Here is a 13,172-nt window from a genome sequence, read left to right as displayed (position 1 = left end):
CGTTCAATCTGAGCCATGATCAAACTCTTCAATTTAAGTTTGATGCTCGTGAATTAAACTTCGTAATGAATTACGTGTTCACTCAGAGACTTGGTATTCATTTTTCGTCCGGGGACGTTAAGAATCCATGTCACTTTGAGTGCCCACACAGATTGTCTGATAAATTGTTAAAGAGCAGTGCAACGCGGCTTTCGCTCACCGTTGCGAGGTGGCGTATAATACGCTTTCCTCTTTCAGAGTCAACCCGTTATTTCAGGATTTTTTCTCTTCAACCGACCGGGTTGTTTGTGAAGTGATTCACATCTGCCGTGTCGATGGAGGCGCATTATAGGGAGCCCCCGAGGAATGACAAGCGGAAAAATGCATTTTTATTTTAACCGCTCACCTTTTCACCAAAAAGGTTATTTTTGGTGCTTTTTAATCTCTTTTGGCAGATCGGCAAGGCTATTAATCACCCAATCCGCAGCGCTTTCCGCTTCAGGGGTTACTGGCTTACCCGTCCGCACTAATACTTTAGTGCCAACGCCAGCCGCTGTAGCCGCCTGCATATCTTCGAATTTGTCGCCCACCATATAGGAAGCATCCATATCAATGTGCAGGAACTCCTGCGCAGAGATAAACATTCCCGGATGCGGCTTACGGCAATCACAGGTCTGGCGATACTCTTCTACCGTTCCCTGCGGATGATGCGGACAATAATAGATACCATCAAGATCAACCCCGCGATCGGCCAGCGACCAGTCCATCCATTCCGTCAGCGTTTCAAACTGCGCCTCGGTAAATTTGCCGCGCGCGATCCCCGACTGGTTGGTCACGACAATCAGCGCAAAGCCCATATCTTTTAGCTGGCGCATTGCATCGATTACGCCGTCGATAAATTCAAATTCATCAATCTCATGCACATAACCATGATCGACATTAATAGTGCCATCACGATCGAGAAAAATTGCGGGTACGGAATTTGCCACCGGTTTGCTCCTGAAAAAGGCATTTCCCGCTAGTATCTCATGAATTGGTAACCAATAAAGTGCTCATCGTACACAGTTGGATTGATTTAGACGTCTGGATGCCTTAACATCCATTTTGTTTACGGTCATCACCCGTATCTGGCAGAAGAAAATGCCACGGCTAACTTACATACGATAAAAATAATCTAATGATTAAACTTTCCAATATCACCAAAGTGTTCCAGCAGGGGAACCGAACAATTCAGGCGCTGAACAACGTCAGCCTGCACGTTCCTGCTGGTCAAATTTATGGCGTCATTGGCGCATCGGGAGCGGGTAAAAGCACGCTCATCCGCTGTGTTAACCTGCTTGAGCGCCCAACCCAGGGAAGCGTTGAGGTGGGCGGCCAGGAACTTACCGCTCTCTCAGAAAAAGAATTAACCAAAGCGCGTCGCCAGATTGGCATGATCTTCCAGCATTTTAACCTGCTGGCCTCCCGCACCGTTTTTGGCAACGTTGCGCTGCCGCTGGAGCTGGACAACACGCCGAAAGATGAAGTTAAGCGCCGCGTAACCGAACTGCTGGATCTCGTTGGCCTGGGCGATAAGCATGATAGCTACCCGGCCAACCTCTCCGGCGGGCAAAAGCAGCGCGTGGCGATAGCCCGCGCGCTGGCAAGCAACCCGAAAGTGCTGCTGTGCGATGAAGCCACCAGCGCATTAGACCCGGCGACCACGCGCTCCATCCTGGAGCTGCTCAAGGACATTAACCGTCGTCTGGGCCTGACGATCCTCCTTATTACCCACGAGATGGACGTGGTTAAGCGCATTTGCGACTGCGTGGCGGTGATCAGCAACGGTGAGCTGATTGAGCAAGATACGGTCAGCGAAGTGTTCTCGCATCCAAAAACCCCGCTGGCGCAGCAGTTCATTCAGTCCACTCTGCATCTGGATATTCCGGAAGATTATCTGGAGCGTTTAAAGACGGAAGCAACGGCGGACAGCGTTCCAATGCTGCGCATGGAGTTCACCGGCCAGTCGGTAGATGCTCCGCTGCTTTCAGAGACGGCGCGACGTTTTAACGTCAATAACAACATTATCAGCGCGCAGATGGATTACGCTGGCGGCGTGAAGTTCGGCATCATGCTGACCGAAATGCACGGCACGCAAGAAGAAACACAGGCGGCAATTGCCTGGCTGCAAGAACACCATGTAAAAGTAGAGGTACTGGGTTATGTCTGAGCCGATGATGTGGCTGCTGGTTCGCGGCGTTTGGGAAACGCTGGCAATGACCTTCGTATCGGGCTTCTTTGGTTTCGTGATTGGTCTGCCGGTCGGCGTTCTGCTTTACGTGACGCGTCCAGGGCAAATTATTGAAAACGCGAAGCTATACCGCACGCTTTCCGCGCTGGTGAATATCTTCCGTTCCATCCCGTTCATTATCCTGCTGGTGTGGATGATTCCGTTCACCCGCGTGATCGTCGGTACGTCTATTGGCCTGCAGGCCGCTATCGTACCGCTGACCGTCGGCGCGGCGCCGTTCATCGCGCGTATGGTGGAAAACGCCCTTCTGGAGATCCCAACGGGCCTGATTGAGGCGTCCCGCGCCATGGGCGCTACGCCGATGCAGATCGTGCGCAAAGTTCTCCTGCCTGAAGCCATGCCGGGCCTGGTGAACGCGGCCACCATCACGCTGATTACCCTCGTCGGTTATTCCGCGATGGGCGGTGCGGTCGGAGCCGGTGGCCTGGGCCAGATTGGCTATCAGTACGGTTATATTGGTTATAACGCTACCGTTATGAATACCGTTCTGGTATTGCTGGTCGTTCTGGTTTACTTAATCCAATTCTCTGGCGATCGTATCGTCCGGGCTGTTACGCATAAATAACGTTACACACAACACAAACTCGACGAGTTAAGGATAAAACATGACGTTTAAATTAAAGACCTTTGCTGCGGTAGGCGCGCTGATCGGCTCTCTGGCCCTCGTGGGTTGTGGCCAGGACGAGAAAGATCCAAATCATATTAAAGTCGGCGTGATCGTGGGTGCCGAGCAGCAGGTTGCGGAAGCGGCGCAGAAAGTGGCGAAAGAGAAATACGGTCTGGACGTCGAGCTGGTGACCTTCAACGATTACGTTCTGCCAAACGAAGCGCTGAGCAAAGGCGATATCGACGCCAACGCCTTCCAGCATAAACCTTACCTCGACCAGCAGATTAAAGATCGCGGCTACAAGCTGGTAGGTGTGGGCAACACGTTCGTTTACCCCATCGCGGGCTACTCCAAAAAGATTAAATCCTTAGACGAGCTGCAGCCAGGCTCTCAGGTTGCGGTGCCTAACGATCCAACCAACCTTGGCCGCTCCCTACTGCTGCTGCAGAAAGTGGGCCTGATTAAGCTGAAAGACGGCGTCGGCCTGCTGCCAACCGTTCTTGATGTGACCGAGAATCCGAAAAATCTGAAACTGGTTGAGCTGGAAGCGCCGCAGCTGCCGCGCTCCCTGGACGATGCGCAGATCGCACTGGCCGTTATCAACACCACCTACGCCAGCCAGATTGGCCTGACGCCAGCGAAAGACGGCATCTTCGTTGAAGACAAGGACTCCCCGTACGTCAACCTGATCGTGACGCGCGAAGACAACAAAGACGCGGAAAATGTGAAGAAGTTTGTTCAGGCTTACCAGTCTGAAGAAGTTTACCAGGAAGCCAACAAAGTGTTTAACGGCGGCGCTGTTAAAGGCTGGTAATCTTACCGCAGTATAATATCATCAAGACGGGCTTATGCCCGTCTTGTCATTTATGCGGGCAACTGATTCAATATCTGACGTTTTGATTATCCATTGAGGAACTATTATGCGTGCTTTACCGATCTGTCTATTAGCACTGATGCTGAGCGGCTGTTCCATGCTAAGCAGATCTCCTGTTGAACCCGTTCAAAGCACTGCAACCCCGCCAAAAGCGGAGCCGGCAAAACCGAAAGCCCCGCGTCCCGCACCGGTGCGCATCATTACCAAGGCCGACGATCTCGTAGGCAAGCCTTTCCGCGAGCTGGGTGAAGTCAGCGGCGAATCCTGCCAGGCAACCAATCAGGACTCACCGCCGAATATTCCAACGGCGCGCAAACGCATGCAGATTAACGCATCGAAGATGAAAGCCAACGCGGTCCTGCTGCACAGCTGTGAAGTCACCAGCGGAACGCCGGGCTGCTACCGTCAGGCGGTTTGCATCGGGTCTGCGCTTAACATCTCGGCGAAATGAGTGCATTTCAGTTCGAGCAAATTGGCGTTATCCGCTCACCTTATAAAGAGAAGTTCGCCGTGCCGCGCCAGCCGGGTCTGGTCAAACACTGCGGTGGCGAGCTTCATCTGATCGCGCCTTACAATCAGAGCGATGCCGTACGCGGGCTTGAGGCCTTCAGCCATCTGTGGGTTCTCTTTGTCTTTCATCAGACGATGGAAGGCGGCTGGCGTCCTACGGTTCGCCCACCGCGCCTGGGCGGAAATGCCAGAATGGGCGTATTTGCTACGCGCTCAACGTTTCGCCCAAATCCTGTCGGCATGTCGCTGGTTGAACTGAAAGGCATACGCTGTCAGAAGGAGCAGGTCATCCTCGAACTCGGCAGCCTCGACCTGGTTGACGGTACGCCGGTTGTTGACGTTAAGCCGTATCTGCCTTTTGCGGAATCACTGCCTGACGCCCGCGCCAGCTACGCGCAGGACGCGCCGAGAGCGGATATGCCGGTGTACTTCACGCAGGCGATAGCCGCCCAGTTGACGCAGCTTGAAAAGCGCTACCCGCACCTTAGCAATTTTATCGCTGAAGTATTGGCTCAAGACCCGCGTCCCGCCTACCGTAAAGAAGAGGAAGCAGGAAAAACCTACGCCGTCTGGCTGCTGGATTTTAACGTTCGCTGGCGCGTGACCGAGGCCGGATTTGAAGTCTTTGCCCTCGAGCCCAGGTAATTTTATCGTCCTCTCTTTTGGCATCTTTGCCACACTGGTAAACTAAACCACTTTTTTTGTGTCAGGCTGGTGATTCAGCCTGTTCAAATCGTCGAAATGGAACCGTAACAACATGCGTACTAGCCAATATCTGCTCTCCACTCTGAAGGAGACACCTGCCGACGCCGAAGTGATCAGCCACCAGCTGATGCTGCGCGCCGGGATGATCCGCAAGCTGGCCTCCGGGTTATATACCTGGCTGCCGACCGGCCTGCGCGTCCTGAAAAAAGTCGAAAATATCGTGCGTGAAGAGATGAACAGCGCCGGTGCAATCGAGGTGTCCATGCCTGTGGTTCAGCCCGCAGACCTGTGGCAGGAGAGCGGTCGCTGGGAACAGTATGGCCCGGAGCTGCTGCGTTTTGTTGACCGCGGCGACCGTCCGTTTGTCCTCGGCCCAACGCATGAAGAAGTCATTACCGATCTGATCCGTAATGAGCTGAGCTCATACAAACAGCTGCCGCTGAACTTCTTCCAGATCCAGACCAAGTTCCGCGACGAAGTGCGCCCACGCTTTGGCGTAATGCGCTCCCGCGAGTTCCTGATGAAAGACGCCTACTCTTTCCATACGTCTCAGAAATCTCTGCAGGAAACCTACGACAAGATGTACGCCGCTTACAGCAAAATCTTCTCCCGCATGGGTCTGGATTTCCGCGCGGTGCAGGCTGATACCGGTTCTATCGGCGGCAGCGCGTCCCACGAGTTCCAGGTGCTGGCGCAAAGCGGTGAAGACGATGTGATCTTCTCCGACACCTCCGATTACGCGGCGAACATCGAGTTTGCCGAAGCGCTGGCACCAAAAGCGCCGCGCGCGGCAGCCACCGAAGAGATGAAGCTGGTCGACACGCCAAATGCGAAAACCATCGCCGAGCTGGTTGAACAGTACAATCTGCCAATTGAAAAAACGGTCAAAACCCTGCTGGTGAAATCCACCGAAGGCAGCGCGTTCCCGCTGGTTGCCCTGCTGGTGCGCGGCGATCATGAACTGAACGAAGTGAAAGCCGAGAAGCTGCCGCAGGTTGCCAGCCCGCTGACGTTTGCGACGGAAGCGGAAATTCGCGCCGTTGTGAATGCAGGCCCTGGCTCTCTGGGCCCGGTGAACATGCCAATTCCTGTGGTGGTTGACCGCACGGTTGCAGCGATGAGCGACTTCGCCGCTGGCGCTAACATCGACGGTAAACACTACTTCGGCATCAACTGGGATCGCGACGTTGCGACGCCAGAAGTGGCCGATATCCGTAACGTGGTTGCAGGCGATCCAAGCCCGGACGGCCAGGGCACGCTGATGATCAAACGCGGCATCGAAGTGGGTCATATCTTCCAGCTGGGTGATAAGTACTCCCGCGCGCTGAACGCTGCCGTTCAGGGTGAAGATGGCCGTAACCAGGTGCTGACCATGGGCTGCTACGGTATCGGGGTAACCCGCGTGGTGGCGGCGGCAATTGAGCAGAATCACGACGAGCGCGGTATCGTCTGGCCGGACAACCTTGCACCGTTCCAGGTGGCGATCCTGCCGATGAACATGCACAAGTCTTACCGCGTGCAGGAGCTGGCAGAGAAGCTGTACGGCGAGCTGCGCGCGCAGGGCATTGAGGTGCTGATGGACGATCGTAAAGAGCGTCCGGGCGTGATGTTTGCCGATATGGAGCTGATCGGTATCCCACACACCATCGTTATCGGCGATCGTAACCTCGACAACGATGAGATCGAATACAAATACCGTCGTAACGGCGAGAAGCAGATGCTCAAGACCGGCGACGTTCTGGATTACCTGGTGAAAGCCATCAAAGGCTAAGAAACAAAAAACCCCGCTGCGGCGGGGTTTTTTAATGGCTTAAAACTTACTTGCTGCTGCAGTCTTTACCCGCCGCAAACTTCGCGTCTTTATCCGCCACCAGCGTTTTTACCATCTCTCCGCTGTCCGGGTTCGGCTCTACCGTAAAGTGACCGTCCACCGTCAACAATACCGGCTTGCTGTCATTGCCCCGGGCAACGGCATAATCACGCTCAAGCTGGGCGTTATTCGCTACGCTCACCTTTTTACCGGTTGCGCAGTCGGTGAATATCGCCGCGTCCGCCATATAGAAATACATGCCGCGCATCGCCATCGGCGTGGCAGGCAGCGCCGCTTTTACCGGCGCAAGGGTGTAATTAAACTGAGACTCAATCGGGTTACCCTCGCGATCGAGCATCTCCATCCCTTCGCCTTTCGCACGGAAATAGGTTTTATCCCCCGTGGTGTCGGTTAACACCAGTTTCTCAGCCGTGCGCGCCCAGGTACCGTAAGAGGCGAAAGACGAAGGCTCTTTTGCTCCCTGATAGCGCTGGTTCATCACCCAGGAGCCATCCTTCTCGAGGAATAGCGTGGTTTCGATGCCTTCGCAATCCGCACACGGCAGCACGCCGCGCCAGCTCTGCTGCATTGGTTTTAATTCTTCAGTGGGCGCAGCCTGCAATACCTGCGTTTCTGAACGGTTGTTACACCCGAAAAGCGCAAACAGCGTCGTCACGGCTAATGCTGAAAATAGTGCTTTTTTCACAATGAATCCCTTATGAAAAAGTGTGTCCCATTTCGTCACTCCATAGGGCGACGAACTTTACCGCGCAGCGCTTTTACTGTGGATTTTTGCGACTTGGACGACAACCGGCGCTCTTTTGAGGCGCGGGTTGGACGCGTAGCCCGACGGCTTTTTTGCACTGCGGTTAATTCTTTGATGACGGCGACCAGTCTTGCTATCGCCGCCTCCCGGTTTAATTCCTGGCTGCGGTACTCCTGCGCCTTAATCACAACCACACCTTCGCTGGTGATCAGATGATGGCTTGCGGCCAGCAGGCTCTCTTTATAATACTCTGGCAGGCTAGAGGCCCGAATGTCAAAGCGCAAATGGATCGCCGTCGATGCCTTATTGACGTGCTGACCACCCGCTCCCTGCGCGCGGATGGCGGTGATCTCAAGCTCGCCGTCAGGAATGCTGACATTTCGGGACAAAACGATCATGACGCGGGCTGCCAAGCCGTGAAGTGAATTTCCAGATTATTCTGAGAGTCAGAAAGCCAAATCGCGCCGTCCTGGATCGTCGCCTGTAGAACCATCGTCCGGCCAGCGAACGCGCTCAGCTGCGCCAGCTGCTCGTCATCGAGATACCAGACGGCCAGGTTGGCAAACTGTCCGCACTTGCTTTTGTTCTGCTGCCACCAAATTTCAGCCGCACGCTGGTTATATGCAAACAGCGCCACTTCCGCGGACTGGGTGCACGCCTTTTTAATCCGGCGTTCTTCCGGCAGGCCGAGTTCAATCCACAGATCGATACCCAGATGATCGTTACGCAGCCAGGCTTCCGGCTCGTCTTCCGCGCTGAGCCCGCGGGTAAATTGCAGGCGCTCGTTGGCGTACTTAATCCACGCCAGCAGGCGCAGCATCATCCGCTCCTGCGTTTCAGAAGGATGACGGGCCAGGGTCAATGACGCATCAAGGAACTGATTGCGGTCAAGATCCGCCACGTTGACCACCGCTTTATAAATTGTCGCTTTCAGCGCCATGAGGGAACTCCTTTCGTATCAGGCGCACATTGTAGCGAAAACCGCGTCAAAAGGCTGTTACACATTGATGTTTAGCCCCCATCAAGGCGCTGATATTGCTTAAATGAGTATGGTATAGTCACCTTGCTAAACCGAGTTTATCTTCGTAGGCTTATGGATATCTCACAGTAAGTCAGTGCGCTGGCGGGAGGGGATGTGAATAATTATTGTGAGTTAATTCGCAAACGGTATGCGGAAATCGCCAGCGGCGATCTGGGCTATATTCCAGATGCTCTGGGCTGTGTATTGAAAGTGCTAAATGAAATGGCCTCGGATGAGAGCCTTTCTGAATCGGTCAGGGAAAAAGCAGCGTATGCTGCGGCGAATTTACTGGTGAGCGATTATGTCGATGAATGATACTTATCAACCCATCAATTGTGATGACTATGACAACCTCGAACTCGCCTGCCAGCATCATTTATTACTGACGCTGGAGCTTAAAGATGGCGAGGTGCTTAAGGCAAAGGCCAGCGACCTGGTTTCACGCAAAAATGTGGAGTATCTGGTCGTAGAAGAGACGGGCGCAACGCGCGAAGTGCGCCTGGATAAAATTGCCAGCTTCAGCCACCCGCAAATCGGCACCGTCGTGGTAAGCGAATCCTGAGAATGTTCACGGGCAGCCTGGCTGCCCGTTACCTTTTCCACTCAAAGCAAACGCCCTCTTCCGCCCATCCCTCCTGCGTGATAAAAGCCCCCGCCGCCGCAATCAGCGTATCGTTGTAAAACAGCAGCGGCGTCGTGTCGCGCCGCCAGGGCGGAACGTTAAGCTCCTGCCAGATTTTTTTCAGCTTGCGCCCGCCGTTGCGCCCCACAATGTGCAGCATGCCGCCGGCCTTGAAGCGCACGCTAACCGCTTCATCGGCTGTTGGCAGACGGACGTTACCTGTTGGCGTCAGGCACACATACCCCGCGCGGCCGGGCAGCGCCAGCGCGCCGTGCGTATCGTCCCAACTGAGCTCGGCATCCGCCAGCGACGTCATTGCGCTAATCCACCACAAACGCCCTTTATAGCGCCTCACTTCATAGCCGTTAAGATGCACGCGGGGCTCAGCGTCCTCTCGCGCCTGCGCCACTTCATCCCAGATTCGAACAAGCATGGCGCGGGACGGCATTGGCGCATGATGCGACGCCAGCCAGCGGCGCAGCAGCGCGGCGCGGCGCGCGGCGCTCACCTCTTCAAGCGGCGCAATGGCCAGCGCACCGTCGGCAGACATCAGCCTGGCCAGCTCCTCGCCCAGCAGCTCATCCAGCAGGCTTTCCTGCTCGGCGCAGAGCGCAGCGCTTCTCGCCGTCGCCTCGGCGAAATGCGCCCAGCGCGCGGTCATCAGCGGCAGAATTTTCAGGCGAAGGAAGTTGCGATCGTAATCATCGTTCTGATTGCTTTCGTCCTCAATCCAGCGAAGCCCGTGCTCCTGCGCCCACGCTTCCAGCGACGCGCGCGTTTCGCCCAGCAGCGGTCGAATCAGATGCGTCTCGGCAAAATCAGCGCGCGCGGGCATGGCTGATAGCCCAGCCGGGCCGCTTCCCCGCTTGAGGGCAAGCAAAAAGGTCTCGCACTGGTCGTCGAGATGCTGGGCCGTTACCAGCGCTTCGCCAGCGCGCAGCGCGTCGGCAAAGGCGGCATACCGGGCTTTGCGCGCCTGCGCCTCAATGCCCAGCCCCTCTTCCCGAAGCGTCACGCGCTCAACCGCGAGCGGAATGTCCCACTCGGCACACAGCGCTTCGCAGTGTGCCGCCCACGCGTCGGCATGAGGACTCAGTCCGTGATGGATATAAATTGCCCGGAGCTGCACGTCAGGATTGGCATCGCGCCAGAGCTTTAGCCGATGGAGTAAAACGGTGGAATCCAGCCCGCCGCTAAACCCCACCAGCAGCTGGCGGTAGGGCGAAACGGCTTGTGCGATAGCGGGTAAGGTCATAGAAGATTACACATAAAAAATGCCCGTACTGAGCGGGCATTATCACACAGGATGAACATTACTGCTGGTAAAGCTCCAGCGGCAGACCGTCGGGATCGTTGAAAAAGGTGAATCGCCTGTCGGTAAAAGGATCGATGCGAACCGGCTCGCACGCCACGCCGTGGGCTGCCAGATGCTCAATTGCGCGATCAACATCATCAACGCTGAAAGCCAGATGGCGCAGGCCGCAGGCTTCTGGCCGGGAAGGTCGCGCAGGCGGAAAAGGGAATGAAAACAGCTCAATCACGTATTGCCCGTTTAGCGCGAGATCGCCTTTCCACGAGTCGCGCTCTTCCCGATAGGCTTCGCCGAGCAGCGTGAAGCCGAGAATATCGCAGTAGAACGCCTTACTTTTTGCGTAGTCGGTGGCAATAATCGCAATATGATGAACCTGTTTTAAACCGAGCATAGGGTCTCCTTTTTATGATGCCCTGAACGTTACAACCGACTGCGCGCCCAGGGCAAGCGACCGGGCTTATTTTAGGACTCGCACCCAGTACACGCCGTTTTCATCGCGTTTTGCGCCGTGAATATCCGTCTCAAAGCCCGGATAATGGCGCCCTACCGAGCAGAGCATCAGCAGAAAATCGAGCACCGCGCGGCTCTCTTCGGTAATCATCTCCCCCGGCATCAGCAGCGGCACGCCCGGTGGATAGGGCAGGATCATGTTGGCCGACACGCGCCCAACGAGGTTTTCCAGCTCAACGGTTTCCACCTCCCCTTTCACCTGGTGCTGCCAGGCTTTATGCGGCGTCAGCTTCATTTCAGGTAGAACGTCAAACGCCTGCAGCATCAGGCGAGGCAGATCGTGCTGGCGGATCAGCCGGTGGATCCCCTGGGCCAGATCCTGAATGCGCATGTTGCGGTAGAAGTCAGGATCTTCCGCATAGAGATCCGGCAGCATGTTCTTCACCCGCAGATTAAGATCGTAGGCGCGCTTGAACTCCATCAGGCCGCGCAGCAGGCCCATCGCCCGGGTCTTATCGATCCCGATGCTGAACAGGAAAAGCAGGTTGTAAGGCCCGGTTTTCTCCACCACCACGCCGCGCTCATCGAGGAATTTCGCCACCAGCGCGGCCGGAATGCCCTCATCGCTCATTGTGCCCTGCTCGTTCATGCCGGGCGTCAGGATCGTCACTTTGACCGGATCGAGGAACATGTGGTCCGCGTCAGCATCGCGGAAACCGTGCCAGCTTTCGCCCGGCGCGACGGGCCAGCACTCCGCCTCGTCGATCTCTTCCGGCTGCCAGATATCAAAGAACCAGCCGTCGGCCTCGTCTTTCAGCCGCTGTACTTCTTTGCGGAAATGCAGCGCGCGCTCTACCGAGCGATTAATCAGACGCTTGCCCGGGTTGCCGCGCAGCATCGCCGCCGCCGTTTCAATCGATGCCACCAGCGGATAGCTCGGCGAGGTGGTGGTGTGCATCATAAAGGCTTCATTAAAGGTATCCTCGTCGTATTCGCCTTTAATGTGGATCAGCGAGGCCTGGGAAAACGCCGCCAGCATCTTGTGCGTCGACTGGGTTTCGAAGAAGACTTTGCCCGGCACGCGCTCGCCGCTCATGCCGCTTTTCCCTTCGTAAATCGGATGGAAATTGGTGTACGGCACCCACGCGGAATCAAAGTGAATCGACGGCACGTCCAGCGTCTGCTTGATCCAGGTGGTGTTGTAGAGCAGTCCGTCGTAGGTCGAGTTGGTGATCACCGCGTGGATCGGCCAGCTTGCGCCCGGGATTGCCGCAACCTTGGTCTCAATAGACGCGGACGTAAACTCTCGGCGCGGAATGCCGCCGAGAATGCCAAGGGCGTTGCGGGTAGGCGACAGCCACAGCGGCACCACGTCGCTCATCATCAGCAGGTGCGCCAGCGATTTGTGGCAGTTGCGGTCGATCAGCAGCGTACTGCCAGCGGGCGCGGCGTACATGCCAACAATCTTGTTCGAGGTCGAGGTGCCGTTGGTCACCATATAGCTCTGCTCGGCGCCGAAGGTGCGGGCGATGTACTCCTCGGCTTCCAGATGCGGGCCGGTGTGGTCGAGCAGCGAGCCGAGTTCGGTAACCGAAATCGACACGTCGGCCTTGAGCGTGTTGCCGCCGAAGAAATCATAGAACAGGCAGCCCACCGGGCTTTTTTGATAGGCGGTACCAGCCATGTGCCCCGGGGTGCAGAAGGTGTACTTCCCCTCCTTCACGTAGGTAAACAGCGCGCGGGTAAACGGCGGCGTGATGTTATCGAGATACTCGCGGGTGTACTGCTGGATGCGGGTCGCAATATCCTCTGCAACGCCGAGAGAGTACTCAAAGAACCACAGCGCCATGCGCATATCGTGGGCGCTGACGTCCATCGTCGAGTGGGTATTGATAAACGCGTACAGCGGGAGATATTCGTTCAGCTTATTAATTTCGCTGCACAGCTCCAGATCGTATTCGTCCCAGTCGAAAATCACGCCGCAGATGCGTGGGTTATGTTCAATAAACTTCAGCAGGTCGGCGCTGTTGTGCGGCCAGATAAGCTGATACCCGAGAGACTGCAGCTCTTTCTCCAGCTCCTTGATGGGCTCGTCTTTATAAAAAACCCCGTGTGGCCCCATGATGGCAATGATGTTCATGGCTTACCTCCTTGAAATACATCAGCTAAGCATAGCCAGGCTATACCGCAGGTATAAAAAAAGCCGCAACGATGTGCGGCTTTTCA

The 13,172-nt window shown here is 55.7% G+C and carries 15 protein-coding genes; 8 read left to right on the top strand and 7 right to left on the bottom strand.

Annotation, left to right across the window (positions count from 1 at the left end; translation table 11 throughout):
- Positions 1-401: 401 nt before the first annotated feature.
- On the bottom strand, positions 402-968 hold the full coding sequence (gmhB, locus tag AB8804_RS21615; protein ID WP_371189988.1) for a D-glycero-beta-D-manno-heptose 1,7-bisphosphate 7-phosphatase: 567 nt from the start codon (positions 966-968) through the stop codon (positions 402-404).
- Positions 969-1,156: 188 nt separating this feature from the next.
- Here gmhB and metN point away from each other — a divergent pair, with 188 nt between their 5' ends.
- From metN to proS, 6 genes are all read left to right on the top strand, one after another.
- Positions 1,157-2,188, top strand: a complete 1,032-nt coding sequence (gene metN, locus AB8804_RS21610; protein ID WP_371189986.1) for a methionine ABC transporter ATP-binding protein MetN — start codon at positions 1,157-1,159, stop codon at positions 2,186-2,188.
- Entirely contained in the window at positions 2,181-2,834 is a 654-nt protein-coding gene (locus AB8804_RS21605) for a methionine ABC transporter permease MetI (protein WP_112012890.1), read from the top strand. Before metN ends, AB8804_RS21605 begins: the two co-directional genes overlap by 8 nt.
- 40 nt (positions 2,835-2,874) lie before the next feature.
- Entirely contained in the window at positions 2,875-3,690 is an 816-nt protein-coding gene (metQ, locus tag AB8804_RS21600) for a methionine ABC transporter substrate-binding lipoprotein MetQ (RefSeq protein ID WP_112012888.1), read from the top strand.
- Positions 3,691-3,796: 106 nt separating this feature from the next.
- Complete coding sequence (rcsF, locus tag AB8804_RS21595; RefSeq protein ID WP_371189985.1) at positions 3,797-4,201, top strand: Rcs stress response system protein RcsF; 405 nt, start codon at positions 3,797-3,799, stop codon at positions 4,199-4,201.
- On the top strand, positions 4,198-4,905 hold the full coding sequence (gene tsaA, locus AB8804_RS21590; RefSeq protein ID WP_371189984.1) for a tRNA (N6-threonylcarbamoyladenosine(37)-N6)-methyltransferase TrmO: 708 nt from the start codon (positions 4,198-4,200) through the stop codon (positions 4,903-4,905). Before rcsF ends, tsaA begins: the two co-directional genes overlap by 4 nt.
- 112 nt (positions 4,906-5,017) lie before the next feature.
- Entirely contained in the window at positions 5,018-6,736 is a 1,719-nt protein-coding gene (gene proS / locus AB8804_RS21585) for a proline--tRNA ligase (RefSeq protein ID WP_371189983.1), read from the top strand.
- Positions 6,737-6,782: 46 nt separating this feature from the next.
- Here the strand turns inward: proS and nlpE are convergent, their stop codons facing one another.
- Genes nlpE through AB8804_RS21570 form a run of 3 tightly spaced genes read right to left on the bottom strand, consistent with a single transcriptional unit; the run spans position 6,783 to position 8,481 of the window.
- Positions 6,783-7,481: an envelope stress response activation lipoprotein NlpE gene (gene nlpE, locus AB8804_RS21580; protein WP_371189982.1), complete on the bottom strand. Its 699-nt coding sequence runs from the start codon at positions 7,479-7,481 to the stop codon at positions 6,783-6,785.
- Between the two features lie 35 nt (positions 7,482-7,516).
- Positions 7,517-7,939 (bottom strand): alternative ribosome rescue aminoacyl-tRNA hydrolase ArfB, encoded by a 423-nt coding sequence (gene arfB, locus AB8804_RS21575; RefSeq protein ID WP_371189980.1) that lies wholly within the window; start codon positions 7,937-7,939, stop codon positions 7,517-7,519.
- Entirely contained in the window at positions 7,936-8,481 is a 546-nt protein-coding gene (locus AB8804_RS21570) for a YaeQ family protein (RefSeq protein ID WP_371189979.1), read from the bottom strand. The genes arfB and AB8804_RS21570 overlap by 4 nt, the downstream gene beginning before the upstream one ends.
- Before the next feature lie 195 nt (positions 8,482-8,676).
- Between AB8804_RS21570 and AB8804_RS21565 the strand changes: the two genes are divergently transcribed.
- Both AB8804_RS21565 and rof read left to right on the top strand, forming a co-directional pair.
- Positions 8,677-8,877 (top strand): YaeP family protein, encoded by a 201-nt coding sequence (locus AB8804_RS21565; protein WP_112012876.1) that lies wholly within the window; start codon positions 8,677-8,679, stop codon positions 8,875-8,877.
- The gene (rof, locus tag AB8804_RS21560; RefSeq protein WP_371189978.1) at positions 8,864-9,124 is read left to right on the top strand and encodes a Rho-binding antiterminator; all 261 of its coding nucleotides are present in this window, start codon (positions 8,864-8,866) and stop codon (positions 9,122-9,124) included. Before AB8804_RS21565 ends, rof begins: the two co-directional genes overlap by 14 nt.
- A gap of 28 nt (positions 9,125-9,152) precedes the next feature.
- Here the strand turns inward: rof and tilS are convergent, their stop codons facing one another.
- The 3 genes from tilS to AB8804_RS21545 form a co-directional block, all read right to left on the bottom strand.
- The gene (gene tilS / locus AB8804_RS21555; RefSeq protein WP_371189977.1) at positions 9,153-10,439 is read right to left on the bottom strand and encodes a tRNA lysidine(34) synthetase TilS; all 1,287 of its coding nucleotides are present in this window, start codon (positions 10,437-10,439) and stop codon (positions 9,153-9,155) included.
- Positions 10,440-10,497: 58 nt separating this feature from the next.
- Entirely contained in the window at positions 10,498-10,887 is a 390-nt protein-coding gene (locus AB8804_RS21550; RefSeq protein WP_371189976.1) for a VOC family protein, read from the bottom strand.
- Positions 10,888-10,953: 66 nt separating this feature from the next.
- Complete coding sequence (locus AB8804_RS21545) at positions 10,954-13,086, bottom strand: lysine decarboxylase LdcC (RefSeq protein ID WP_371189975.1); 2,133 nt, start codon at positions 13,084-13,086, stop codon at positions 10,954-10,956.
- Positions 13,087-13,172: the final 86 nt, after the last annotated feature.

Source organism: Enterobacter sp. KBR-315C3_2022, assembly GCF_041399425.1.
Lineage (GTDB): Bacteria > Pseudomonadota > Gammaproteobacteria > Enterobacterales > Enterobacteriaceae > Enterobacter.
Note: the sequence above shows the minus strand (reverse complement) of the source record. Positions and strands in the feature narration are given on the sequence as shown.

What these genes read in the sequence shown, in the direction of transcription:
- metN (WP_371189986.1), top strand. Translation starts at nt 1,157, where the DNA reads ATGATTAAACTTTCCAATATCACCAAAGTGTTCCAGCAGGGGAACCGA.
- AB8804_RS21605 (WP_112012890.1), top strand. Translation starts at nt 2,181, where the DNA reads ATGTCTGAGCCGATGATGTGGCTGCTGGTTCGCGGCGTTTGGGAAACG.
- metQ (WP_112012888.1), top strand. Translation starts at nt 2,875, where the DNA reads ATGACGTTTAAATTAAAGACCTTTGCTGCGGTAGGCGCGCTGATCGGC.
- rcsF (WP_371189985.1), top strand. Translation starts at nt 3,797, where the DNA reads ATGCGTGCTTTACCGATCTGTCTATTAGCACTGATGCTGAGCGGCTGT.
- tsaA (WP_371189984.1), top strand. Translation starts at nt 4,198, where the DNA reads ATGAGTGCATTTCAGTTCGAGCAAATTGGCGTTATCCGCTCACCTTAT.
- proS (WP_371189983.1), top strand. Translation starts at nt 5,018, where the DNA reads ATGCGTACTAGCCAATATCTGCTCTCCACTCTGAAGGAGACACCTGCC.
- arfB (WP_371189980.1), bottom strand. Translation starts at nt 7,939, where the DNA reads ATGATCGTTTTGTCCCGAAATGTCAGCATTCCTGACGGCGAGCTTGAG.
- AB8804_RS21570 (WP_371189979.1), bottom strand. Translation starts at nt 8,481, where the DNA reads ATGGCGCTGAAAGCGACAATTTATAAAGCGGTGGTCAACGTGGCGGAT.
- rof (WP_371189978.1), top strand. Translation starts at nt 8,864, where the DNA reads ATGTCGATGAATGATACTTATCAACCCATCAATTGTGATGACTATGAC.
- tilS (WP_371189977.1), bottom strand. Translation starts at nt 10,439, where the DNA reads ATGACCTTACCCGCTATCGCACAAGCCGTTTCGCCCTACCGCCAGCTG.
- AB8804_RS21550 (WP_371189976.1), bottom strand. Translation starts at nt 10,887, where the DNA reads ATGCTCGGTTTAAAACAGGTTCATCATATTGCGATTATTGCCACCGAC.
- AB8804_RS21545 (WP_371189975.1), bottom strand. Translation starts at nt 13,086, where the DNA reads ATGAACATCATTGCCATCATGGGGCCACACGGGGTTTTTTATAAAGAC.